This is a genomic window from Aliinostoc maniaoense (genome assembly GCF_058172895.1).
Window position 1 is genome coordinate 922,305 of sequence record NZ_CP187952.1, and the last position, 25,691, is coordinate 947,995.

Genomic DNA, 25,691 nt, shown 5'->3' on the forward strand with positions numbered 1-25,691 from the left:
GAATTTTGGGTTCGCAAAGATTAGGCTGAAAAAGTTCAATACAGGTTATTGCATGACAATTGCTACTTCAACTAAACCTCAAATCAATTGGGTGAATACCCTCTTTTTCCTTGGGCTACACATCGGCGCGTTGTTTGCCTTTGTCCCCGGTAACTTTAGCTGGGCGGCCGTTGGTGTGGCTTTATTGTTGTACTGGATAACCGGTGGTCTGGGCATTACTTTAGGCTTTCATCGCCTTGTCACCCACCGCAGTTTCCAGACTCCCAAGTGGTTGGAATATATCCTCGTGCTGTTTGGAACTCTCGCCTGTCAAGGAGGGCCAATTGAGTGGGTTGGTACACATCGCATTCATCATTTGCATTCCGATACTAAAGCCGACCCCCATGATTCCAATAAAGGTTTCTGGTGGAGTCATATTGGTTGGCTGATTTATCACTCTCCTGCCCACGCTGATGTTCCTCGTTTTACCAAAGATATTGCCGAAGACCCAGTTTATCAGTTTTTACAGAAATATTTTATTTTTATTCAGGTTGCGCTGGGTTTATTGCTGCTATACTTGGGCGGCTGGTCTTTTGTAGTTTGGGGCGTTTTTGTTCGCATTGTTTGGGTTTACCACTGCACTTGGTTAGTTAATAGTGCTACCCATAAATTTGGCTATCGCAGTCATGACTCTGGTGATAACTCCACTAATTGTTGGTGGGTGGCTGTGCTAGTGTTTGGTGAAGGGTGGCACAATAACCACCATGCCTTTCAATATTCAGCCCGTCACGGTTTGGAATGGTGGGAAATTGACCTCACTTGGATGACAATTCAACTTTTGCAAGTGCTTGGTTTAGCTACTAATGTAAAACTTGCAGACAAAAAACAATAAGTCATTTATGATTAGTCATTAGTTCTTCACCAACAACTAATGACTAAATAATTTTTTGGCAACCAAATACCTAGTCGATTCTCAAATCATATGCAAATCTAAATTACATCTGTACTGGGGTATCTTAGATTGCTATAATCCAGAACGGCTCATGCAAATAAACTTTGCGGCAAGTTACTGATTTAGTAACTTGGTGGACGATTTTGTTCGTTTTTCAGGTTTTCATGACTACATCAATCATCAAGACACAAGAAATAAATAATGACCTTAGCAATTCCGAACTAAGGCTGAGAGATATTATCAAAACTTTACCCAAGGAATGTTTTCAATTAAATGCTCGTAAAGCTTGGACACAAGCAATCATCAATGTTTTGATGGTCGGTTTAGGCTATTATAGCTTGGCAATTTCCCCTTGGTTTTTATTACCAATCGCTTGGATTTTTACAGGAACAGCTTTAACAGGTTTTTTTGTAATTGGTCATGATTGTGGACATCGTTCATTTGCCAAACGTCGTTGGGTAAATGATTTGGTGGGACATATTTTCATGATGCCCTTAATATACCCTTTTCATAGTTGGCGAATTAAGCATAATCATCATCATAAACACACCAATAAATTAGATGAAGATAATGCTTGGCATCCCATCAGACCAGAAGTATTTAGCAATTGGGATAAAACCAGACAATCTGCATTTGAGTTTTTTATGCGTAAAAAACTCTGGTGGGTTGGTTCAATTGGACATTGGGCTGTTGTGCATTTTGATCCACGCAAATTTAAACCTCAAGAGCGCGCAGGTGTGAAACTATCTGTTGCTGTAGTAGTCATATTTGCAGCAGTTGTTTTCCCTACTCTCATCGCCACTACTGGTATTTGGGGATTCATTAAATTCTGGTTTATCCCTTGGATGATTTATCATTTTTGGATGAGTACCTTCACCATTGTTCACCACACTTACGCAGATGTACCTTTCAAGGCAGCAGATAAGTGGCATGAAGCAATGGCACAGTTATTTGGTACGATTCACTGTGATTATCCTCGTTGGGTAGAATTTCTCTGTCACGATATTAATGTCCACGTACCGCATCACATATCTACAGCAATTCCCTCTTACAATTTGCGGCTAGCTTACAGCAGCATCAAAGAAAACTGGGGTTCTTATCTACATGAAGAATTGAAATTTTCTTGGCCGTTAATGAAGCAAATTACCAACGAATGTCAACTCTATGTTACTGATGTTGGTTATCAAACATTTGATGAATATTACGCAGGAAAATAAATCTTTTCGGAATTAGCAGCTATATTATATAGTGCTGATCATTCGGAAAATTAGTACATATTCTGGCAACTTTTTCCTTTATTATTGCTAAAATGAATTGCCAGAATTATTTTTTGCCTTTGCATTCATAATTGCAAACATCACTGAGGCAATTTTAATCTGACCTCAAACAGAGTCCGCATTTACATCACCACCGAAAAATATAGTGCAATCAACGACTGTTAATTTCGATAATTCTCATCTCAGTGAACCCTCTCAGGACAACAATTCACTTCCCTTTACTCTTCAGGACTTGAAAGCTGCAATTCCCGCAGAATGCTTTCAACCTAATGTGAGTAAATCATTGTTTTACTTCTTCCGCGATATTCTAATTATTGGTCTGCTTTATGCAGTAGCTCATTACCTTGATTCTTGGTATTTCTGGCCTATTTTTTGGCTGATGCAAGGAACAATGTTTTGGGCTTTATTTGTAGTTGGACATGATTGCGGACATCAATCTTTTTCTAAGCATAAATGGCTGAATGATTTGATTGGTCATCTGTCTCATACACCAATCTTAGTTCCTTATCATGGTTGGCGGATTAGTCACAGAACCCATCACAAAAATACTGGCAACATCGATAATGATGAAAGCTGGTATCCTGTATCGGAATCCCAGTATAAGGAGATGCCTTTAATACAAAAAATAGGTCGATATTATGTGTTTTTATTGGCTTATCCAGTGTATTTATTTAAGCGTTCTCCTAATAAAGAAGGCTCTCACTTTTTACCTAGTAGCTCACTTTTCAAACCCTCAGAAAAATGGGACGTTATTACTAGCACTGTCCTCTGGGTTGGCATGGTAGCCTTATTAGGGTTTCTCACCTATCAATGGGGTTGGATGTGGTTGCTGAAATACTACGCTGCACCCTACATTGTGTTTGTTATTTGGTTAGATTTGGTGACATTTCTACATCACACCGAACCTGATATTCCTTGGTATCGTGGCAATGATTGGACTTTTCTTAAAGGTGCAATCTCTAGCATTGACCGCAATTATGGTTTAGTCAACCATATTCATCACGATATCGGTACTCATGTAGCTCACCACATCTTCTTAAATATTCCTCACTACAATTTGCTGAAGGCGACTGAGGCAATTAAACCTGTGATGGGTGAATACTACCGCAAGTCAGAAGAACCGATTTGGAAATCTTTATGGCGTTCTGCCATTAGCTGTCACTTTGTACCCGATACTGGCGGCAAAGTTTATTACACATCCAATCAGAAATAAGTTTTTCTGCAAATTAGCAGTCTAAAACTCAACAAAAGTTCGTCTAGCTTTCCTGATGCAAATCCAGCTACGCGGACTTTTTTTTAATTCATATACAATTTGCAACTTGTCAGCTTATTTTCTGTGGAGAACTTAGGTTAACATAACTATAAAGTTAAATTTATCTAAAAAGTTGTATGACTCTGACTATTCAAGATGTAGAAAGACTACAACAAAAGCTACAAGAAGAACAGCAGGACTATCAAGTAGAACTGCAAGAAGGAAATATCTTAGTTATGGGGCCATCAGATATCGAATCCAGTGAAATCGGCGCACAGTTGATCTATTTATTAAAACTTTGGATTAATCCTCGTAAGCTAGGAAGGATATTCGACTCAAGCGGCGGGTTTATTATGCCTAACACTGATTTACGCGCCCCGGATGTTTCTTTTGTAGCAGCATCAAGATTAAAACGCACTGTGAGAGATTTTGCTCAGTTAGTACCTGATTTAGTCGTAGAAATTAAATCGAAAACAGATAGAATTTCTAAGTTAGAAGAGAAAGTCAAATTATTTTTATATTTAGGTGCAAGGGTAGGGATATTAATAAACCCAGATGATTTAACTGTAAGTGTATATCGTCCGAATGGTGATATAAAAGTTTTAACTGGTGAGGATAAGTTAACTATTAATGAGTTATTTCCTGGCTGGGAGATTGCCATTTCTGAACTATGGCCACCTGTATTTGAATAACTAACTTTGTTAGAACTCCAAGTGCAGATTCTAACTATCTCCCTGATGTCTTGGTAATCAAACGTAAAAATTTGCCTAATGAACTACTTTGGAAAAAAGCTTCCATGATTACTCAGCCTGAGCAATAAGAGCCTATTTATAAAGTAAATATTAAGTAGTGGACTAACACAGCTAAACTAGTGCATTAGAAAAAACGAGAAAGCATTGATTTATATCAATTTTTTGAAAAATATATTGCATAATTTTAGTCGTGTCAGTCCACTACTGGCTTCTTTGCGAGGTCGTGGCTCAAAAAATTTTTCGGCGGTGCGTGATTTTAAAGAGATTCCCCTAAAAACCATTCGTACCCTTCCTTAAACTGCTTCTTCGCATCATCCTCCACAATGCTGCCATGAGCCACAATAACTCTTTTAAAGTCCCAGAGCAGTACCTTTTGAACTGATTGTTTAACCAATACCTTTTCTTGAGTAGCTAACTGTTCTAAAAATGATGGTCTAAGTTTCTTGTACCCTCCCATTATTTTAGATATTAATTTTGTTGACATTGGAAAACTTTCATCAAAGTAAAAAGCTGTGTCTGTCAAAATCAAAGTTTGACTTTCAGCATGAAAAAAAACGTACTCATTCAAAGGTAATGCTCCATTTGGAAGAAAGGTTTTAAACCCTTCAAATAATAAACATTCAAGTTCGCCTAAAAGATTTTCGCCATTATCCTCTAATGCTTGATCAATAGATATCTCAGGTCTTTTAACCTTCAATCCCGATACAGCATAGGTCTTTGCTTGAGGATAGAGAGCCTTAAAGTTAGATAAGAAAAGATAGTGAAAAAGATTTGGGGCAATAATATACTTAACATTTCCAAGCTGATTGAGTTGTTCTGTAGTATAGTCATCAACTTGGATCGGAGAGATAACAGCTAATTCACCATTATTGAAACGAATTACCGTCATTCTTGTACCAACACTCAATCCAAAATACCTTAATGGTTGCTCGGCAATCCAAATATTTTTATCAATTTTTCTAAGCATAGCTTCACCAAGCCTGACATCATCAACTTTTAAAACCGTCCATTCCCTTGAATAATATGTTTAGCAGTAGTCAGAGTCTCTAAACTAATAAATCCCCGACGGTGGCCTTTTTGATTGGACATCCCTAAAAATACTGAGTCTCCCCGTGAAGGGTTACGAGAAAACCGGGGGGATGTGTTGATATAAGTTGATGCACTGTGAACACCTAACGCAAACTGCCGGCTTTCTTGATATGATTCAGTAGCAATTGAGTCAGCATGACCGCTACTATATTGATTAATCCAAGCGATCGCACCTTCTAAACTATCCACCAATTTAAATGCTACTGTCTTAGTTAAATAAGCACATCCCCATTCACCGTCTTTCGCTAGCTGCAATTGTGGGAAGGCTTCTACTAGTTCTGCATCCCCTCTGAGTTCAAAGCCTTTTTCTTTCAAACTATTCCACAGTACCGCCAAGGATGATGGCATAGCTTGACGATGAATTAACACTTTTTCAATGGCGTTTACGGGGTCTGGTTCGCTTTCATGACTATCAATAATCATCCAGCGCACCATTTCTAAACTGCTATTTAAAGACCAATAAAGGTAGCAGTTACCCATTGCTGATTTTAATACTGGACAGGTGGCTTGGCGCATGACCTGCTGTACTAAGCTAGAACGTCCGTAGGGAATGGCTAAATTCAGATATTGGTCTTGAGTAACTAAATCCCGAATGGAAGCACCGTGTTCGGCTGTAATTAGTTCTATACAACCGGGTGGTAAACCAACTTCCCTAAGAGCCTGTTGTAATACCTCAGCGATCGCAGTATTGGAGTGGCTAGCTTCTGTACCACCTTTGAGGATGATACTATTACCTGTTTTAATACACAACCCTGCGGCGATCGCACCAACATCGGGAAAGGCTTCATAAATAAAGCCTATAACTCCCAAGGGCATAAGTTGGGAGTAACTCTGAGAATCTTCTGGTTGATAGTCGGCGTTTCTGACGCGCCGCAAGGGGTCTGATAGTTCTCCTAACCTTTGGAGAATTTCTACTGTTGTTTCTAACCTAGTGGGAGTGAGTTTTAGCCAGTCTAAAATCAATTCTGGCACTGCCATTTCTCGACTAGCTTCTAAATCCAAGGTATTAGCTTCTAAAATGTCGTCAAATGCGTTTTCTATCGCCTGCGCCATTGCCAATACAGCGCGACTACGGTCTGTTCCCTTAGTGGTACTTAACTTGAGGGAAGCTTGATAAGCGCGTTTCGCGCTGTTTATGGGTTCGGGAAATTCGTCCACAGCTACAACGGTCATGAAATTATCGTCTGTAAGTCAGCCAGACCATGAATGCTGGCAAAATTGCCAACAATACTGCCACCATAGCCCATGCAATCATACTAGAACCATTGGCCAATCGCAGTGCTAATGGTAGCCATATAATCACTAGCACGAAAATAATCCCTAGTGCTATAGGTAAATAACTTTCTCCTAATTTTGGGTGAACGACTCGCCAACTATTCCCTGTCCAACGCCAAGCACGTTTGTAGGGATAGGTGGTTGATAGTTGTTCTAGTACATGACCATTATCTTCCACAACAAAGATTTGTTGACAGCGATCGCATCCAAATGCTTCTGTAAGTGTAATTGGAACTAACCTTCCCTTGCGGCGACAGGGACAGGGGTACTCACTATTAAAGTCGATTTTTTCGGGTTTTTGGGATTGCACAAGCGTTTTAAGCAATTCAAAATTCAAAATAGCTTACGGTGTGGCTTACGCCTAAAAAATTCAAAATACAAGACTCAGCATCTATCAGCATCCTGGATAGGCACTGTATCCAATTCAAAAATTCAATGTGCAACAGCTTGATAACTTGGGCATATTTTTACAGATTTTGATCATTAAAGTTTTATATAAATAGCAAGGTTAGCTGTATCATTCCAGGATAACTATCTCAGGTTTTTTTGCCTTGGGGTAGTCATCTCTTAGAGGATGTTTGAAAAGTATTGTTATTAACACCAAACTCTCTCTAACCTAACCCCCCTAGCCCCCCTTCCCTACAAGGGAATGGGGGTTTTAAAGCCTCTCTCCTTGTAGGGGAGAGGTTTGGAGAGGGGTTTTTAGTATCCTTGATGACTTTCTAAACATCCTCTTAGACTAGTTTCTGTATTTTTATGATTAAACATCGATAGTAGTGGGGTATTTGGTACTTTTTTTAGCTTACGTGGCCAACACTATCAAGACAACCCATTTACCAAAGTTGCACCTAAGAATAAACTATTTATTCAGAATTTAGCTGTATCCTCAGTAGCTATGGCTGAGTTTTATTAAAGAATAGATGCCCATACTCCACCTGTGAGATTTGTTCTTTGAACCGCTTTATCCAGTCTAGTACATACCTCGGTTTGATGTGTGGTAGGACAAACAATCCAAAACTTACAACTCAAAATCCCATTTATCTAGGAAAATGAGATGACTTTTCTAGCTCAAATTTCGTTAATGAATATGGTTGCAATCAATATCTAATTGCTTTACTTTCTCTTGATTTATCAAAGCGGGTAACGCGATTCGAACGCGCGACATTCACCTTGGCAAGGTGACGCTCTACCACTGAGCTATACCCGCAAACCTCACTTTATTAATATGACAGATTAATTTTGATTTGTCAACTGTTTTTTGGGAATTGGGCATTGGGAATTGGGAATTGGGCATTGGGAATTGGGAATTGGGCATTGGGAATTGGGCATGGGGGTAAAATCTGCTGTGCTACCTTGTCTACCTTGTCTACCTTGTCTCCCCCTGCCCCCTGCTCCCTGCTCCCCTGCTCCCTGCTCCCTGCTCCTCCCTCTCACCCCAAGCCTTCTGACTCGGCTGTGAGGTTGCCGATGCTATGACTAGAAATAGATGCTGGTAAAGATTGGGGGTTGTGTGGGTAGGCATCTTTTAAGTTATTACGCAACTGGCGCATGAGGCTGGCCATTTCGAGGGCATTCATGGCATAATCCCAACCATGATTAGCTTTAATACCTGCCCTTTCTAGGGCTTGCTGCATAGTGTCTACTGTCAAGATGCCAAAAATTACTGGTACTCCTGTCTGAAAGCTAGCGGCTGCAATTCCCTTGGCTACTTCTGAGGATACATAGTCAAAATGGGGTGTTTGCCCCCGAATGACTGCGCCTAGACAAATTACCGCATCGTAGCGGTGAGAGAGGGCTAGTTGACGAGCTACAAGTGGCACTTCAAAACTGCCAGGCACCCAAATATAATCTACTTGCTCTCCTTCGGGATTAGGATCAACACCGTGGCGTTTTAAGCAATCTTGACACCCTGCTAGCAGTTTTGTGGTAACAAGGTCATTAAATCGACCAATCACGACTGCTAAACGCAAAGGTTCTGTTTGGGTGAAAGTTCCCTCAAAAACTGCCATGACTGCCTCTTACATTAACTATACTGTTGTCAATATACATTTCTTCTTTAAATGTAGAAGAGCAGGAAGGCACAATTAGGTTTTAAGAACAAATTGAGTTTGTTCTTATGCCTGAGTTGTCGGCTTTCCTGCTCTTGAGTTTTGTTGCTATTTCTTTGACTTAGACGACAAAAAAGTTTAATAGCCCAACTAAAAGTACTAAAGCGATCCAAACTCCAGAACCTAGCCAGAGCAATCTTTTAGATTCAACCCAGCTTTGAGGAGTAGCATAGGCTACGGGTACGCCGACAACTAGAACAAAAGACATCAAAACTAGAGCTACTAAAGCAAATTGGAATATTATGGTCATTTTTACTTCTCCCAAGACAGCGAGACACTAAAGATAGAATATCCTAAAGGGCGATACTGACATTTCTCCTTATTGTAAGCTACCAGAAATTGTCACAATTTAGTTAATAGTCCACAGTCAATAGTTCACTTTTGGCTGTTGAGTATTCACTGTTAAGTAGTGACTCGGAAATCATGGATTTAATTCTTTGCCACACTACAGCCGATTTTGATGCCTTGGGGGCAGCCGTCGGGTTAACCTGCCTGCTACCGGGCAGTAAAATTGTGTTGACTGGGGGCGCACATCCTCCTGTCAGAGATTTTTTGGCACTGCATCGAGATGAATACGCCCTGATTGAAAGGCGTTCGGTAAACCCAGAGAAAATTCGGTCTGTTACGGTAGTAGATACTCAACAGCGCGATCGCTTGGGTAAGGGTGCTGAGTGGTTAGATTTACCTCAACTTGATCATATTACAGTCTATGATCATCACCTCGGTCAAGTCTCAGATATTCCGGCGACGCAATTTCACATTGCCCCAGTCGGTGCAACCACAACTTTAATTGTGGAAGAATTACAACAACAAAATATCTCTCTCACTCCAGCCCAAGCTACAGCAATGGCTTTAGGTATTCATGTAGATACTGGTTCTCTTACCTATGACCAATCTACACCACGGGATGCCCTGGCGTTGGCGTGGTTAATGCAGCAAGGGGCAAGTTTAGCTGTGATTTCTAATTACCGCGAGCCTGGTTTATCGCCGCAATTACAACGGTTACTCAAGGAAGCTTTAGAACAATTAGAATATCTTTGTTACCGAGGATATACGATAGCTTGGGTAATTTTAAAGACTGAAGGCTTTGTGCCAGGGTTATCTAGTTTAGCCTCACAATTAGTAGAGTTAACAGAAATTGATGCTTTATTATTGGCTAGTGAGCATCCTTTGAGTAAAGATGAATCGCGGTTGACGGTAATTGGGCGATCGCAAATTCCTGGTATCCATCTTAACCAGTTGTTTGAAAAGTTTGGCGGTGGTGGTCATTCTCAAGCCGCTTCGCTGAATTTACGCGGTGTCTATACTCAAAATATTCTGCAACAACTTTTAGAGGGGATGAAAACCTCAATTCCCCATCCCCCCACCGCCAGAGATTTAATGTCTTCCCCTGTCCGCACAATTCGCCCAGAAACAACGATTTCCGAAGCTCAACGGATTTTATTACGCTACGGACATTCTGGTTTATCGGTGGTGGATAGCCAAGGGCAATTAGTGGGAATTATTTCCCGTCGAGATTTAGATATTGCTTTGCACCACGGCTTTAGTCATGCGCCAGTCAAAGGCTACATGACAATTGATTTAAAAACTATTACGCCAGATACCACCCTGCCACAAATTGAATCTTTGATGGTGACGTATGATATTGGGCGGTTGCCTGTATTAGAAAATGGGCAATTGGTAGGAATTGTCACCCGCACAGATGTTCTCAGGGAATTACATCAAGCCCAAGGACAGAGTAGAGGAGAAGGAGAGAGGGGATTACAACATAGTGTTCAGCTTCCCAGTTTAGAACAATTACGCGATCGCTTAACTCCCCAACTGTGGCAATTACTCACCACCGCTTCCCAAGCCGCCGAAACACGAGGTTGGCATCTTTATTTAGTGGGTGGTGCGGTGCGAGATTTACTCTTAGCTGAAGCCACCGCCAAAAATCTCATGATTACAGATATTGACCTAGTAGTTGATGGTTTTCATACAGCCGCCGATGTCGGTGCAGGGGTAGAACTAGCGAAAGCACTACAAGCAATTTATCCCGCCGCGCGCTTAGAAATTCATGGTGCTTTTCAAACCGCAGCTTTGTTATGGCACAAAGATCCCGAATTAGATTCTTTATGGGTGGATATTGCCACCGCCAGGACAGAATTTTATCCTTACCCAGCCGCCAACCCGGAAGTTGAAGCTAGTTCTATTCGTCAAGATTTATACCGCCGTGACTTTACTATCAACGCCCTCGCCTTGCGTTTAACTTCCCCCCGTGCCGGAGAATTACTCGATTTCTTTGGTGGGTTACTAGATTTACAAGCTAAACAAATTCGAGTTTTACACGCTAATAGTTTTATTGAAGATCCCACCCGTATTTATCGTGGTGTCCGGTTTGCGGTGCGCTTTGGATTTACCATTGAACCACGCACACAAGAATATATTCACTATGCCATTAATAGTGGTGTTTATGACCGCACCGCCCAAACTAACCCCAAAACCCCAGCTTTGCAAACTCGCCTTAAAGCCGAACTCAAACACATTCTAGAAGCACCCTACTGGGAATTAGCTTTAAAGTTACTGGATAATTTAGGCGCGTTACAGTGCATCCATCCTACATTGCAATTAAATCATGAAATTTTAGAAAAATTGCGGTTATTAGAACGGTGTTGGCGAAGATTTAATTTTCCACAAAATCTAATTTTATGGCAAATGCGTTTAGAAATTTTAATTGCCCACCTAGCACCACAATATCGGCATAAAGTAGCTAAAAATTTGCAATTGTCAGAAAATAGTATGACAAGATTGCAAAAATTAGCTGTTGCCAAATCTGATGTTACAGAATATTTATCTACAAATCAAAAACCTAGTCAATTAGTGCAATTACTCAGTAAATATGACCTAGAAATGTTAATTTTAATCGCCTTGTTTAGTTCCCGCATAATTAGACAGAAAATCTGGTATTATGCAACAGTTTTATCTCAGATTCACCCAATCTTAAATGGTAATGATTTAAAGAAACTAGGCTACAAACCCAGCCCAAAATATCGTCAAATTTTAGATGATTTGCTAGCTGCCACTCTAGATGGAACTATTACAAATGAAACCGCAGCAGCCGAATTTTTAGCTCAAAATTATCCTCTAGGTTAAATTTCTCTTGGTTCAAGCCCCCGGATTTATACGTGGGCATTAATTGCATAAAGCCTGCGACATAGCTGCGCTTACACCAATTCTCTATGAAGCCAAATAAATGATGTAGAGACGTTGCATGCAACGTCTCTACAGTACAGAATAAATTGCATCTATGGCTACGCCAGGCAAGCTACATCAAGAAACGCTATTAGAGCAGAGCATGACATTAGTACATTGCGAATTGCACTGACGCAGGTGTAAACCTACCCGCAGGGAATTACGAATTACGTAGCTTGCTTTACTGCGTAACGCTCCGCGAACTCGCTTTGCGAGTATTACAAACTACGAATTGCCAAAATAGGAACTGACTGGCTTTTTTTTGTGTTATAAAACTCACAGCAAATTATATTAATTGGTAGGCTAGTGTATGGAATTAGAAAAAATAGGACGTTTTAAAGAGTACGGCGAAATTATCCGCGAAAAAATTAATTCTGTTCCTCAAAATCTTTCTCATCAAGAAGATTGGATTCCTACTAGCTTAGATGAATGTATTTTGCGTCTCCGGGAAGCTGCGGAGAAAACTGTAAGTCTTGCTACTTCGCCTGTGAAAATCGGCGTGATGGGTGAATTTAGTAGTGGCAAAACTTTACTTTTAGGTAGCTTAATTGGCTATGGCGATGCTTTACCCATTAGTGAAAATCCCACAACCGGTAACGTTACAGCTATTCATATCATCCCCCAACCGGGTTTCTCCACCACCCAGGTAGGTAACTTTAGTGTAGAGTATTTGACGCGGGAAGGGGTGAATGAGTGTTTGCGCTTCATGTTGGGAGAAGCTAACCGTCGTACCGTAGCAGCAGGACTTCCCCCTATTCCCGCCGCTACCCTTAATTCTGGAAATGAAATTCTTAAATGGTGTCAAGAAACTTGGGATATCAGCAATAATCTAGAATTACGCTATTTACTCCGGGAATTAGTGCTGTTTTTACGTGCTTACGCTTCCTATGAGGCATTGTGTGGGAAACGCTATGAAATTGATGCAGCGACGGCGCGGGATGGGTTACAGTTAGCAGAACAGCCAATGGCTATCCAAACTCTCAGTTTTGAAGATTTACCACCAGCCCATATTCGTTTACCGAGTCCACCGCAAAATTTACCCACCAAGTTATTACAAAATAGTTTTCCGTTAATTCGGCGTATTGATATTGAGGTGAGAATTTCTCAACAAATTTGGGATGTGAGTGGTGCAGAGAGATTTATTTTATTAGATTTTCCCGGTTTGGGTGCGGCGAACTCTGGCGCGCGGGATACGTTTTTATCGCTGCGGGAATTGGCGGAGGTGCAAACAATTCTGGTTCTTCTGAATGGTAAGTCACCGGGGAGCGATCGCGCCAATAAAATTTTCACAATGATGCAACAACAGCGTCCCGGACAAGACCTCAAGGATTTAATTCTCGTGGGTGTGGGACGGTTTGACCAGTTACCGCTAGAAAGTGAAGGCGGCGAGAGAGAATTAGATTTACTGATAGATGAAAACCACACCCCCCAACTCACAGGGGAAATGGTATTACGAAAACTCAAGGTTTTACAAACCACCATCGACGGCGCGAGTGCGTTTACAGTTAATCAAGACCGCATCGTTTTACTATCTCCTTTGTTGGGACTGGCGGAATTAGCGAAACGTTCCAGCAGTGTGAAAGCTGGTTCACCGGAATTTTTAGCCAACTTAGATTATCCAGAGTATTTAGAAAGGTCAAAACGACTGCAACAAAAATGGCGCAGATTGAGCGATCGCCTGTTAGAATCAGATGCACGTCACGGTTTAGGTAGAAAGCTGGGTTACTTTGCTCAAGATGGCGGTATTGCCAAGCTACGGGAATTAATTCAAAATCACGTTGCGACTCATGGACTGAAGCAATTATCTGAAGATACTAGGCGCGCAGCAGAAAATTTAAAATTACAACAAGAAAACCTCAAAAATATTATCGCCGAAATTCACGCCCAAGGCATTCCTACCGGTGACTCTCAGGCTTTAGTTGACTTACGTAACGCGATTGAAAGTTTAGATAAAACCTATCGTCATTTCCAAAAAGATTTAGGAAAACAACCACTCAAAGACCTCCGGGGAACGGTGGTGAGTGATGTGGTGAAAGATGAATTGACCTTTAGAGTCATTAACTGGAGTCAGTGGACTTTATTATTTAACAAAGTTAATAACGGCACAATTACCTTAACAGAATCGAAGGGTGCAGCAGGTAAGTTATTTGACAGAGGTAGTAGAACTAATAGCAGTATCCCTACCAAAAGCGATGATTTTTATCCCGCCTTTGCTAAGACAGTCACAGAAGTCGAAGAATTTGCGCGCGATCGCATCCGGCAAGCTGTAGTAGACTTACTTAGTAGATTATCGCACCACATCGCCCCAGAGCGCGATCGTCTGTTGGCAATTTTGACACCAGAAATGGAACAAGAAATTGAAGCCAAATTTGGCCCAGAGGAAGCAGATTTATTTTATCAATTGCTCTTAGGATGCGACCCGAATAAATGGCAAGACGTAATTTTAGAGGAAATTAATCAACAAGATAAATCTCTTGTGCCTGAGATCATGTTTCCTTTAGCACGTCAGGATGAACAACACAATATTGGTCAAATCTTTGATTGGTCGCCAGAAAAAAATCAAGGTTTAACAAGAGCAGCTAATCACCAGTTATTTGTTTTACGATTACGTGATGAAATTACCGCCAGTGCTAGCTTACATCTGGTGCAGTATGTTAGTGAATTTAATCAACAAGTTAATAGAGAATTAGAGGGAATTTTGGATCAAATTATTCCCACTTTGCAAAATCTTTCCAAAAAAGATAGCTTACTGAGATTTATCGCCTCTGGTGATACTAAATCAGGTGCAGCCGTTCCCCCTTGGCTACAGAATCTCACAGAAATCGCCAATATTTCTGATTCCCTAATTGCTAATCAGTAATCAGTAGTTAGACATAAATATATTGATTATTGAATTTTGCTAAGGAAGATAAAAAAATGCCTGTAGAAATTCAACTTGTGCCACGTTTTCAAGTGCGGCTGAATCATAAAAAGTATTTAGAATTACCCAGTATTCAACTACTGGCGGCGGGAAACAATGTCCCTCATATTTCCCGGATTACCTGCACTGTTAAAGGTATACCAAGTGAATTAGCAATTAAAATTCAACAGGCGTATAAAAAGTTTGATTCTGATATCCCTAAAATCTCCCAAATTGGTCAATTAGAACAATATCCTTGTAAAATAGAGCAGCCTTTAATACAAGCGATTAATTGTCATTTACGGGTAATGGTGGAGTATTTTGATTCTGACAATTCAGGAAATCCACTATTATCTGTAAGACAAAAAGTAGCAGCTTATTGTCATCTGTGGTCACTACCTATGGAAGAAAAAATACTCAATAATCCGGTGATAACTCCCGTCGCCACTCGTACCGAAAAAACAACCAATGGCAAACCGAAAAAAAGGTTTCCCGGATGGTTGGCGGTAGATTTCGGAACATCAAATTCTACAGTGACATTGTTCGATCCGATAGAAGTTCCCATTGCAGAAGTTTTACCGAAAGAACAGGAGATGAGATTGCGCGATCGCCTTTCTCAATGGTTGAGTTCTCCGGCTGCGATCGCCTTACCAGAAGTCAGTGAGATTGAATGGGAAAAGTTTATTGTTGATATTAGTAAAAACCTGGAAATTGAACCGAGTAATTTAAGTGAAGTTTTTAGCAGTGATAATAAATCCAGATTTTTAGAAGCGATTCGTCAAATCGAATTATGTTTAGGTAACAGCGATAGATTCCGGCGTGCAGTTAGCAAAAAACTATATCAAATCTATCATGAAGTTTTTCGCGTTCCGACATTAGAATCCCAGAATTTAATCCCCGTAGTTTTAGATATTGATCGTCGTGATACTGAGATACCCAGTGAGTTAGAAATTGCGAGTTTAGAGGCTTTAAAACTTCGCATGGGAAGGGAAGCAAGGGACAATAGAAAGAAAGCTATTGCACAAGGTACAAGTAGTTCTTTAAAAGAAATTATCAGCCGCTTTCACCATTCACCCAAACGTTATTTTGGACAAGACAGAAATTTCTCTGTAATTTTAGACGGCGAAGAAGATATTATTAATGTTACCCAACTCATTCAAGCAGCATGGGCGCATTTAATCGAATTAACGGAAGATTATCGTCAACGTGCTAGACGTAGATTTTCCGAAGGAGATTTTTTAACAGCCGTTGTCACTTATCCCACCGTTGCACCGCCTGTAGTTAGAAAAGAAGTTAAACAATTAGTTGAACAATTAGGAATTGATGACGTACAAACAGCTTACGATGAAGCTGTATCTGTCGCCATCTTCTTTTTATGGCGAGAATTTGGCGGTAATTTAAATATTGGGATTGAATCGTTTAAAACCCGTTGTCGCCAAGACAATAATAAATGGTCACAAAATGTTTTAGTTTTAGATATTGGTGGTGGGACAACAGACTTAGCATTAATTGAACTCACCTTAGAGGATAATACTCCCTACTTTGCTAATCATGAAGATAGAGGTTTAGGAGGAAGATATTATAAATTGACTCCAAAACTGTTAGGTTCTTCAGGACATTTACAACTAGGGGGTGAGTTAATTACACTGAGAGTATTTAGATTATTGAAAGTTGCGATCGCGGACTTTTTACTCACAGCAGTTACCAGAGGCGACATCGAAAGCGACAAACTCGAAGACTTAATCACCGCCGAATTAAACGAACGCTTTTTAGAACAAGGTAAATTCAAAAGCGGGAGTTTATTAAAATGTATTGATAAAGAAAATCCCGAAGGTGACGCAGCTTATAAAGACGCTTTAGACACCGCCGAAAAAGTCATCCCCACCCGTTGGCAACAAGCACCCCAACGTCTGCAAACCTTTTACACTCTTTGGGATCATGCCGAAACTGCTAAACTTAAACTTGGGCAGAAATCTGAAAACTCTTTGTTAACTTTCACCATTTTTGAACCACAAATTGCCGAACTTCTTACTCAAAGCGCGATTAAATTCCAGGTAAGAAATGCTGAAAATATTTCCGTCACCTTAGACAGTCAACAATTTGAACGCGCCGCATCCTCCGCAATTAAAGAAGCCATTGGCATTGCAAAAGGCTTAATGGAAAGCCGTTTACGTCCTGACAACAACAATCTAGATTCTTGGAACACCCGAAAAGTTGATTGGTTAATTCTCTCCGGTAAAACTTGTAATCTCGACTTAATACAACGCCAAATTTACCAAGAATTTAGCAAATCTCCTTACTTCGTATGGAATCCCGAACGCATCACCTTTGTTTTAGAGTACACCAAACTCGCCACCTCCGCCGGTGCTTGTTACGCCGAGAAATTGCGAAGATTAAGATTTGATCCCGAAGAATCGAAAGGATTATTACGTAAAGGTGCAAACCAATTAGAAATCGACGTTAAAAACTTATTTTATTACCTACCCTGCAACTTCAAACGCAAAACCCAAAGCAACGAACTCCTGACAGTTTTCAAAGCTGGACAAGAACTTTATCAACTTTTACCCTCAGAAAACGTTGCTAAAGTGCGAACCAATTGGGTAGGGATACAGTTAACTAATATTATTTACCGCCAAGACTACGAAGATGGAGACTTACGTTTGTGGGGAAGCTTCGACGGTAAACACCTCATGGAACAATTAAGAATAGACGAAGCAGATTTCCTGAAGAAAATTAAAGTCCAGTTTGAGATTGATCAAACCCTACAATTTAATGTTTTATTGTGTCAAGGAAACCCCCACTACTTAATAGATGTTCCCGGAATTGATATCAGTGCAGCATTATCACAAGTTTCAGAAACATCATTATTTGCGAACGGGAAATTGCAATGGAATATTGCTGTTGAACGTCCTGATAAAGACTTAAATGATGGTGATATTGCCGTCAACGTCATTGAATCAGCCACCGTAGATCATCCCGATGCTTATCATTTAGTTTTTGAAATAGATAAAGATGGTAATAAACCTCTGCAACAATTCCATTACTTTCGTGATGGTGTACACGAACCAGGAAGCGGTTTAATTAGTACTCCTTTACCTCCTTTTCCTTACAGTAATCAACATACATTTTATATGTATAAAACAGAGGTGGAAACTAATACGAAAAAGTGGATACGTATTGGTGCATTGAGAAAACCTGATGTCAATACAGATTATCCTTGTCAATATCGTGTCACTATTGATGATCGAGGTATCCTACGTATCCACGCCGGTGATGTGCCTTACTGGACATCACCAGATTTAGAATGTTTGACACAGGAAGGATGTGTTTACTCTGGCGAATTGGATTTACAGCCAAATGAGGTTGATAAAGAACGCGATCCTTTTTCCGGTATACATTAAACCCACCTCACGCAAAGACCCTCAGCAAAACTCTCTGCGCCTCTGCGTCTCTGCGTGAGATAAAAAGAAGGTAACACTCATGCAGCATCTCAAAAAATTATTAGCAATAGAAAACTCAACGTTAGCTCAGGTATTGCGGTATAGTCTGCATGGATTGGAGGCTACTTTGAAAAAGGCGCAAGCAGAATATCCCTATGATGCTGGTGCTGATGTGTGTGATGAGGTGCTGTGTGAGATTCACCATTTGTTAGAGGTGAAGGAAGAAAGGCAGGAAGAAGTAATTGCTTTTACTCCACCTACGACTACATCAAAACTAGATTATCTCCGCGCTGCTTTTGAATCTGATGCGGAACTGGGTTTTTATTTAGGAAATTCACCGTTATATAGTGAAACAGATGCTGATTTATGGCATGAAATTCACCGCAAACTGTTGCGCGTTCCTGAAGATTTGGCGGGGTTTTGGCGACAACGTGCTTTAGAATTAGCACAAGAAGTAGGAGCAGTAGCAGATAATTCTCAACTCTATCATTTACCATTTATTAGAGATGAAATTATCTACCCTGGACTAAGTGGAAGTGTGATTTCTCCTGGATTATGTTTATCTCAAAAAGCTTTTGCACAAACAAATATTCTGCCAGAATATGCTTCTGAAGAATTAAATTTACTCGCAGGTTTTCTAGCTTTATTGATTAAATTTATTGAAATTGAACCAGAGTTATATCATGCACTAAAAAGTGTATTTAGCTTTGATGTTATTCCTTTGTCTTCTCAACCAGAACAAAGAAATCAATATATTGAAGCATTAAAAGACCGTTTTTACCGCGTCAAAAAAGCTGAAGAAACAGCAGATTCTTTATTAATGTTACGCGCTTGGATTGACATGGATGAAGCTATCCATTCGTTAACGTTTGTCCCCCCAGCCGAACGTTATTCTTGGTGGGGTAAATTGCAACAAGAATCACGACGCGCTTTAAAGAAAATTATTGCGATCGCCACTAATATAGGTTACGAAGTCCGCATCCGTCAACTAACAGGGATTTATGCTGACGTTTGTGCATTAACCAAAGACGATTTACAACTAGACTGCGGCGGCATCCCTGGCGAAGTTTTAACTTGTCTGCGAGTTTATGCCAAAATTAACAATGAAGAAATCCCTGGAAGGGTGATCTTTCGTTCCTTACGATAAATATTTTTTGATTTCGCGCATACGCCCTTGGCGTTCCCGCAGGGTAGACGCAAAGACGCAAAAAAGAACGCTATCATGAGGGTTTATATCAAGTTCGGATAATTAGTTAGGGCTTGCTGAAAAAGTAGTAAACAAACAACAGGAGAATAGAGTAGGTAATCAGGCAGGAGTAAAGATAATTTTTTGTTTTCTGAAATTCATCAAAACATTAGTTTTGTTAATCAAAGCAGCGAAAAAAGATGTTGTTTTGAAAAATTGACACAAAAACTGACAAAAAAGACGTAATAACAGGGTAGAAAGATTCATAACTAAAAAAGTTATGGCAATAGCGGTTAAAGAAGTATGAGGCAGTTTAGCCATAACTCTAGCAAGGCTAAATCTTCGTTTTCCTTGTCCGAATTTCCCTTCAATAGAACTACGAATTAGCTCATCATCTCGTGCTTGTTTCTTGGTTTCAGGACTGACATTTTTGGGTGGTCTACCTAGTGGTGGGCCACTAATTCTAATTCCTCTTTCTTGACACCAAGCTCGATTCTCTCTAGTCCGATAAATTTTATCAACATGAACAGACTCAGGATAATATCCAGTGTATTTTTTGTAGGCTTCTACTTGTGTTTGTAAGTCCCCTGATTCGTTAAAGTTATCCCAACTAATATGGTCTAAAAATACATAACCATCACAGCAACTAGCAGAAAACTTAGCCCCAAATTCTACCTCTGTTCTAGCTTTACCACGGACTATCGGACGAATATGTGGTTGGCTTAAACTGACAATCCGGTCTTCTATACTACGTTTTTGATTTTCATATAACCACAGTTGTTGACGATAAACTTCTGACACGACTAACAACATCTTGTATTGTCTTCTACTCAGGTTTATTAGTGACACACCTAAATCTATCAGTTGCTGAATGTGAGAGAAGTTTCTTTTAATATATTGTAGTTGCTTTTTAATGGCTTTCCTTCTTTCATTAAAGTTTACTTTCCTTTTTTTGGCTACTGCTAAATAATCCTTTCTGGCTCTTTTCCTGTAGGTTCTTGGTTTGTTGATATTTTTTACACTTAGGGAGTTATATAATCTATCTATAATTATTTCTGTTTGCTTTCTGGCTTGATTTAATAATCCTAAATCTGTCGGATAACTTATATCTGCTGGCGCACAACTAGCATCTAATATTAATTTTCCCCTATTGGTCACTTCACTTTTTGAAGCCTCGGTTTCTGACTTTTTTGATTTTACTTGCTCCTCCTCTTTTGTTTCTAACACTTTTTTGACCATTTCTTGATTCAATTTGTTGACTAAGTTCATATCTATTCTTTCTCTAAAATGAACTAGCATTGATGGGTCAAATGGAGGTTCATTACTATAGGCTGACATTCCTATAAAGTATTGCAGATAGGGATTTTCTCTAATCTGTTCTACTGTTTCTCTATCACTTGCTCCTAGTTTTTCTTTGATTATTAATGCTCCCAATGCCATTCTAAATGTTTTGGCTGGTGCGCCCATACTTGCTGAAAATCTTTCTGCGTATTCTGCTTCAAATTCTGACCAAGGTATCATGTTCGCCATGATTACCCATCGGTTATCTGCTGCCAGTTTCCCCCCAAAGGGCAGTTCAAAGTTTTCTGGACGCTTGTCTTGTTTCTGCGCTTTTCTATACATTTTAACGCACATTAATGCAAGTGTTTTTACTCATTTTACCCTTTTTTCTTCCACTTTATTTCTGTTTTCTGAACCTGAAACTCTTGATGCTTCTCTCTTTCGCCATTTTTCAGCAAGCCCTAGTTATAATTCTCTGACTTGTGCAGAAACAAAAAACTCTTTCTTCCCCTGCCCCCTGCCCCCTGCCCCCTGCCCCCTTGCAGTCTTAATTATAAGTCTCTAACCGAACACGATATTACTGATATAACCAAACCCGTAATAAAGAAATTAACTGTTCTGTGTTTACAGGTTTAGTAATATAATCTGATGCACCTGCGGCAATACAACGATCCCGATCGCCTGGCATAGCTTTTGCAGTTAAGGCAATGATTGGTAAAGATTGAAACTGCTCTTGTTGACGAATTAATTGCATGGTTTCATAACCATCCATTTCGGGCATCATAATATCCATCAACACTATATTAATATCTGGTGTACTTTCCAAAATTCTCATTCCTTCTGTACCATTTTCTGCATACACAACCTGCATTTGATAACGCTCTAGCATACTGGTAAGGGCAAAAATATTGCGTATATCGTCGTCTACGATTAGCACTTTTTTGTCAGCAAGTGAGTTATCTTGTGCATACAATTGTTCAAGTATTTGTCGCTGTGATTCTGGGAGATTAGCTTGCACACGGTGGAGAAATAATGCAGTTTCATCTAGTAAACGTTCAGGCGATCGCACATCTTTAATAATAATTGTTTCGGCAATTCTTCTTAATTCTGTTTCTTGGGCGGGAGTAATTTCTCTAGCGGTGTAGACAATAATTGGTAAAGTTGTACCGTTGGTTTCTTGCTTAATCTGCTCAATGAGTTGAAATCCGGTCATATCTGGCAGGCCTAAATCTAGGACTAAGCAATCAAAATGCTGGGAACGAATGGCTTGTAAAGCTTCTGCACCAGTACCCACGGCTGTTGTCACTACATCATTATTGCCAATCAATTCCACAATGCTGCGACGTTGAGTTTCATCATCTTCTACTACTAGCAAGTTCTTAACTCTCTGGGTGACAAAGCCTTGAATTTTATCTAAAGCCGCAGAAATAGCTTGACGAGTTGTCGGTTTTTGTAAATATGCGATCGCCCCTAATTGTAAAGCACGTTGTTGCTCATCTTCTACGGTGATAATGTGTACGGGAATGTGACGGGTACTAGGGTTTTGCTTGAGGTGCGTTAGTAATGTCCAACCATCCATTTCTGGTAAGCGGATATCTAGCAAAATCGCTGTTGGTTGAGATTCCTGAGCCAAATTCCAACCTAAAATGCCAGTTGGGGCAGTAATCACCTGGAATCCTTGCTGTTGTGCCATCTCTACTAATATACGAGCAAAGTTCACGTCATCTTCAATGATTAACAGTAAGGGATTGGGAAGCGAGGAAGGCTGACTAGAAACCTGTAGAGGTTTAAAGACTGGCTGTTTTGAAAGATTAAATTCCTGAGTCGGCTGTGGTTGGAGTCTGGGAGTTTCAGAAATAGGCAGGGGTAAATATAATGTGAAGGTACTACCTTGACCGGGAAAACTAACAAGTGTAATTTCTCCACCCAAGAGATTGGCAATTTCCCGGCTGATGGATAAGCCTAAACCTGTACCCCCAAATTTGCGGCTAGTAGTACCGTCACCTTGTTGAAAGGCTTCAAAAATAATTTTTTGTTTGTCTGGTGCAATACCAATACCTGTATCACTAACAGCAAAAGCAATCACTCTGTAGGCACTATTTAAGGTTTCTTGCTCAGAATCCCATCCTTGTTGAGCTACGCTAATTTCTAAGCGGACTTCTCCCCGTTCGGTAAATTTAAAGGCGTTGGAGAGGAGATTTTTTAATACTTGTTGTAAACGTTTAACATCAGTATTAATAGTTGTTGGTAATTCTGGGGCTAATGTAATGGTGAAGTTTAACCCTTGATTTTGAGCAACTTTGCTAAAAGCCCGCTCAGTTTGTTTGACTAACTCTGTTAACCAAATCTCAGAGGTATTAACTGACATTGTTCCCGATTCAATTTTGGCTAAATCTAAAATGTCGTTAATTAATGCCAACAGTTCATTACCTGCGGAGTAAATTGTTTGGCTATATTCAACTTGTTTATTGTTGAGATTACCGTCAACATTATCTGCTAACAATTGCGCCAAAATTAACAAGCTGTTGAGGGGTGTCCGCAGTTCGTGGGACATATTCGCCAGAAATTCAGATTTGTATTTGGATGAAAGAGCTAGTTGTGTGGCTTTTTCTTCTAGAGAACGTCTGGCTTGTTCAATTTCGTGGTTTTTGCGCTCAACTTCTTGTTTTTGTTGTGCCAGTAATTCTGCTTTTTCTTCTAATTCGGCGTTGGTTTGCTGTAATTCTTCTTGCTGTCCTCTTAATAAATCTTCGGAGGCTTTGAGTGATTGGGCTTGTTCTTCTAATCGCTGGTTGGTTTCCCGGAGTTCCTGTTGTTGGGTTTGCAGTTCTTCCGCTAATAACTGGGACTGCTTGAGTAATTCTTCGGTACGCATGGAGGCGGCGATGGTGTTGAGAACGATCGCAATACTTTCGCTGAGTTGGTCGAAGAATGTCAAATGAATTTCACTAAAGCGGCTGAAAGAGGCTAATTCGATTACAGCCGTTACTTGTCCTTCAAATAATACTGGTAAAACCACGGCATTCAGTGGTGTGGCTTCTCCTAAACCGGAGCGAATTTTGATATAGTCAGTCGGTACTTGAGTTAACAAAATCCGTTCTTTTTCTAAGGCGCACTGTCCTACTAAACCCTCACCCAAGTGGAAGCGATTGGCTAAATGCTTACGTTCACGGTAAGCATAGGTACTAATGAGTTTTAAGTAGGCTGGTTCTTCTCCAGTTTCCATTAAGTAAAATACACCATGTTGCGCTCCTACTAAGGGGGCTAGTTGAGAGAGAATCAATTTCGAGACAGTTTCTAAATCCCGTTGGCCTTGCAACATCTGGGTGAATTTAGCTAAGTTGGTCTTTAACCAATCTTGTTCAGTGTTTTTCTGGGTGGTTTCTCTGAGGTTAGCAATCATCTGGTTGATGTTGTCTTTGAGGGTTGCTATTTCCCCCTGGACTTCGACAGCGATCGCACGGGTTAAATCGCCTTTAGTGACGGCTGTTGCTACTTCCGCGATCGCTCGTAACTGGGTAGTTAAAGTTGCTGCTAGTTCGTTGACGTTATCGGTTAAATCTTTCCATGTACCACCGACACCTCGAACGTAGGCTTGTACCCCTAGTTTCCCTTCTGTTCCAACTTCCCGCGCCACTCTAATTACTTCCGATGCAAAGGAGTTGAGTTGATCAACCATTGTATTAATAGTGTTCTTCAACTCTAAAATTTCGCCTTTAACATCAACGGTAATTTTCTTGGAGAGATCGCCATTAGCTACGGCTGTGGTGACTTCCGCAATATTCCGCACCTGTGCCGTTAAACTCCCCGCCATGAAGTTGACGCTGTCGGTTAAGTCTTTCCATGTCCCCGCTACTCCTGCAACTTCTGCTTGTACCCCTAACTTCCCTTCTGTTCCCACCTCTCGCGCCACTCTAGTCACTTCCGATACAAAGGAATTGAGTTGATCTACCATGATGTTGATAGTGTTTTTCAACTCTAGAATTTCCCCTTTGACATTGACGGTGATTTTTTTAGACAAATCGCCATTAGCGATCGCTGTTGCCACTTCGGCAATGTTTCTCACTTGTCCGGTGAGGTTTCCCGCCATCAAGTTGACGTTATCAGTTAAGTCTTTCCAAGTCCCCGCTACCCCTGCAACTTCTGCTTGTACCCCTAACTTCCCTTCTGTTCCTACCTCCCGCGCCACCCTAGTGACTTCCGATGCAAAGGAATTGAGTTGATCTACCATTGTGTTGACGGTGTTTTTCAACTCTAAAATTTCACCTTTGACATTGACGGTGATTTTTTTAGACAAATCGCCATTAGCGATCGCTGTTGCCACTTCAGCAATATTTCTCACTTGTCCGGTGAGGTTTCCCGCCATCAGGTTGACGTTATCGGTTAAGTCTTTCCATGTCCCCGCTACCCCTGCAACTTCTGCTTGTACCCCTAACTTCCCTTCTGTTCCCACTTCTCTAGCCACCCGTGTGACTTCCCCTGCAAAGGAACTCAGCCTATTTACCATTGTGTTGACAATATTAGCCGTTTGCAGAAATTCCCCTTTTAGGGGTCTACCTGCAATTTCTAAGGCCATCGTATGGGATAAATCACCATTAGCGACAGCCCGAATCACACGGGTAGTTTCCGCCGTCGGCTGCACTAAATCTGCAATTAGAGTATTGACATCACTAACACAATCTGACCATGAACCACGAACATCACCCAAAGAAGCACGCTCCATAATTTTGCCTTCTTTGCCGACAACATTACTAACGCGCCTTAGCTCTGCTGCCATACGCTCATTTTGGTCAATAATATCGTTGAGGGTATCAGCTATTTTTCCTGCCATACCAATTTTATCTATGGGCATCCGAGCCGAAAAATCACCCTTTTTCACAGCAATTAAAGTTTTTAATAACTGTTGCAAATCCAGATTATCCTTGTCTGTAGTTAACTGTTCGGTTGCCATAGTTTAACCCTGAAATAAT

At 40.5% G+C, this 25,691-nt stretch carries 15 protein-coding genes, 1 tRNA gene and 1 pseudogene; 8 read left to right on the forward strand and 9 right to left on the reverse strand.

Annotated features, from left to right (window positions below):
• Nucleotides 1–52: 52 nt before the first annotated feature.
• From ACPZ3T_RS04145 to ACPZ3T_RS04160, 4 genes are all read left to right on the forward strand, one after another.
• The gene (locus ACPZ3T_RS04145; protein WP_490273714.1) at nucleotides 53–871 is read left to right on the forward strand and encodes an acyl-CoA desaturase; all 819 of its coding nucleotides are present in this window, start codon (nucleotides 53–55) and stop codon (nucleotides 869–871) included.
• Nucleotides 872–1,095: 224 nt separating this feature from the next.
• Nucleotides 1,096–2,148 (forward strand): fatty acid desaturase, encoded by a 1,053-nt coding sequence (locus ACPZ3T_RS04150; RefSeq protein WP_490273715.1) that lies wholly within the window; start codon nucleotides 1,096–1,098, stop codon nucleotides 2,146–2,148.
• Between the two features lie 205 nt (nucleotides 2,149–2,353).
• Nucleotides 2,354–3,421, forward strand: coding sequence for a fatty acid desaturase (locus ACPZ3T_RS04155; RefSeq protein ID WP_490273716.1), 1,068 nt, complete (start codon nucleotides 2,354–2,356; stop codon nucleotides 3,419–3,421).
• 176 nt (nucleotides 3,422–3,597) lie between these two features.
• Complete coding sequence (locus ACPZ3T_RS04160; RefSeq protein WP_490273717.1) at nucleotides 3,598–4,152, forward strand: Uma2 family endonuclease; 555 nt, start codon at nucleotides 3,598–3,600, stop codon at nucleotides 4,150–4,152.
• 316 nt (nucleotides 4,153–4,468) lie between these two features.
• On the opposite strand, the gene ACPZ3T_RS04165 is transcribed toward ACPZ3T_RS04160, so the two are convergent.
• From ACPZ3T_RS04165 to psbZ, 7 genes are all read right to left on the reverse strand, one after another.
• Complete coding sequence (locus ACPZ3T_RS04165; RefSeq protein WP_490273718.1) at nucleotides 4,469–5,179, reverse strand: DUF4336 domain-containing protein; 711 nt, start codon at nucleotides 5,177–5,179, stop codon at nucleotides 4,469–4,471.
• 29 nt (nucleotides 5,180–5,208) lie between these two features.
• A complete protein-coding gene (locus tag ACPZ3T_RS04170) occupies nucleotides 5,209–6,474 on the reverse strand; it encodes a glutamate-5-semialdehyde dehydrogenase (RefSeq protein ID WP_490273719.1) in 1,266 nt (421 codons plus the stop codon).
• Between the two features lie 4 nt (nucleotides 6,475–6,478).
• On the reverse strand, nucleotides 6,479–6,886 hold the full coding sequence (locus tag ACPZ3T_RS04175) for a hypothetical protein (protein WP_490273720.1): 408 nt from the start codon (nucleotides 6,884–6,886) through the stop codon (nucleotides 6,479–6,481).
• A gap of 825 nt (nucleotides 6,887–7,711) precedes the next feature.
• Nucleotides 7,712–7,783, reverse strand: a tRNA-Gly gene (locus ACPZ3T_RS04180).
• A 26-nt stretch (nucleotides 7,784–7,809) separates the two neighbouring features.
• Nucleotides 7,810–8,010, reverse strand: a complete 201-nt coding sequence (locus tag ACPZ3T_RS04185) for a hypothetical protein (protein ID WP_490273721.1) — start codon at nucleotides 8,008–8,010, stop codon at nucleotides 7,810–7,812.
• Complete coding sequence (gene ribH / locus ACPZ3T_RS04190; RefSeq protein WP_490273722.1) at nucleotides 8,007–8,585, reverse strand: 6,7-dimethyl-8-ribityllumazine synthase; 579 nt, start codon at nucleotides 8,583–8,585, stop codon at nucleotides 8,007–8,009. Before ribH ends, ACPZ3T_RS04185 begins: the two co-directional genes overlap by 4 nt.
• A 160-nt stretch (nucleotides 8,586–8,745) precedes the next feature.
• Complete coding sequence (psbZ, locus tag ACPZ3T_RS04195; protein WP_490273723.1) at nucleotides 8,746–8,934, reverse strand: photosystem II reaction center protein PsbZ; 189 nt, start codon at nucleotides 8,932–8,934, stop codon at nucleotides 8,746–8,748.
• 173 nt (nucleotides 8,935–9,107) lie between these two features.
• On the opposite strand from psbZ, the gene ACPZ3T_RS04200 reads away from it, so the two are divergent.
• The 4 genes from ACPZ3T_RS04200 to ACPZ3T_RS04215 all read left to right on the forward strand — a co-directional run bounded on the left by ACPZ3T_RS04200 (nucleotide 9,108) and on the right by ACPZ3T_RS04215 (nucleotide 19,401).
• Nucleotides 9,108–11,816 carry a CBS domain-containing protein gene (locus ACPZ3T_RS04200; RefSeq protein WP_490273724.1) on the forward strand — a complete coding sequence of 903 codons (2,709 nt, stop codon included), beginning with the start codon at nucleotides 9,108–9,110 and terminating at the stop codon, nucleotides 11,814–11,816.
• 409 nt (nucleotides 11,817–12,225) lie between these two features.
• Nucleotides 12,226–14,775: a proteasome protein gene (locus ACPZ3T_RS04205; protein WP_490273725.1), complete on the forward strand. Its 2,550-nt coding sequence runs from the start codon at nucleotides 12,226–12,228 to the stop codon at nucleotides 14,773–14,775.
• A 56-nt stretch (nucleotides 14,776–14,831) separates the two neighbouring features.
• Entirely contained in the window at nucleotides 14,832–18,215 is a 3,384-nt protein-coding gene (locus ACPZ3T_RS04210) for a molecular chaperone (protein WP_490273726.1), read from the forward strand.
• Nucleotides 18,216–18,294: 79 nt separating this feature from the next.
• The gene (locus tag ACPZ3T_RS04215; protein ID WP_490273727.1) at nucleotides 18,295–19,401 is read left to right on the forward strand and encodes a hypothetical protein; all 1,107 of its coding nucleotides are present in this window, start codon (nucleotides 18,295–18,297) and stop codon (nucleotides 19,399–19,401) included.
• Between the two features lie 159 nt (nucleotides 19,402–19,560).
• Here the strand turns inward: ACPZ3T_RS04215 and ACPZ3T_RS04220 are convergent, their stop codons facing one another.
• Complete coding sequence (locus ACPZ3T_RS04220) at nucleotides 19,561–21,063, reverse strand: IS5 family transposase (protein WP_490273728.1); 1,503 nt, start codon at nucleotides 21,061–21,063, stop codon at nucleotides 19,561–19,563.
• A gap of 235 nt (nucleotides 21,064–21,298) precedes the next feature.
• Nucleotides 21,299–25,630, reverse strand: a pseudogene (locus tag ACPZ3T_RS04225) (response regulator); the annotation flags it as partial.
• Between the last annotated feature and the right edge of the window lie 61 nt (nucleotides 25,631–25,691).

What these genes read in the sequence shown, in the direction of transcription:
- ACPZ3T_RS04145 (WP_490273714.1), top strand. Translation starts at nt 53, where the DNA reads ATGACAATTGCTACTTCAACTAAACCTCAAATCAATTGGGTGAATACC.
- ACPZ3T_RS04150 (WP_490273715.1), top strand. Translation starts at nt 1,096, where the DNA reads ATGACTACATCAATCATCAAGACACAAGAAATAAATAATGACCTTAGC.
- ACPZ3T_RS04160 (WP_490273717.1), top strand. Translation starts at nt 3,598, where the DNA reads ATGACTCTGACTATTCAAGATGTAGAAAGACTACAACAAAAGCTACAA.
- ACPZ3T_RS04165 (WP_490273718.1), bottom strand. Translation starts at nt 5,179, where the DNA reads ATGCTTAGAAAAATTGATAAAAATATTTGGATTGCCGAGCAACCATTA.
- ACPZ3T_RS04170 (WP_490273719.1), bottom strand. Translation starts at nt 6,474, where the DNA reads ATGACCGTTGTAGCTGTGGACGAATTTCCCGAACCCATAAACAGCGCG.
- ribH (WP_490273722.1), bottom strand. Translation starts at nt 8,585, where the DNA reads ATGGCAGTTTTTGAGGGAACTTTCACCCAAACAGAACCTTTGCGTTTA.
- psbZ (WP_490273723.1), bottom strand. Translation starts at nt 8,934, where the DNA reads ATGACCATAATATTCCAATTTGCTTTAGTAGCTCTAGTTTTGATGTCT.
- ACPZ3T_RS04200 (WP_490273724.1), top strand. Translation starts at nt 9,108, where the DNA reads ATGGATTTAATTCTTTGCCACACTACAGCCGATTTTGATGCCTTGGGG.
- ACPZ3T_RS04205 (WP_490273725.1), top strand. Translation starts at nt 12,226, where the DNA reads ATGGAATTAGAAAAAATAGGACGTTTTAAAGAGTACGGCGAAATTATC.
- ACPZ3T_RS04210 (WP_490273726.1), top strand. Translation starts at nt 14,832, where the DNA reads ATGCCTGTAGAAATTCAACTTGTGCCACGTTTTCAAGTGCGGCTGAAT.
- ACPZ3T_RS04215 (WP_490273727.1), top strand. Translation starts at nt 18,295, where the DNA reads ATGCAGCATCTCAAAAAATTATTAGCAATAGAAAACTCAACGTTAGCT.
- ACPZ3T_RS04220 (WP_490273728.1), bottom strand. Translation starts at nt 21,063, where the DNA reads ATGTATAGAAAAGCGCAGAAACAAGACAAGCGTCCAGAAAACTTTGAA.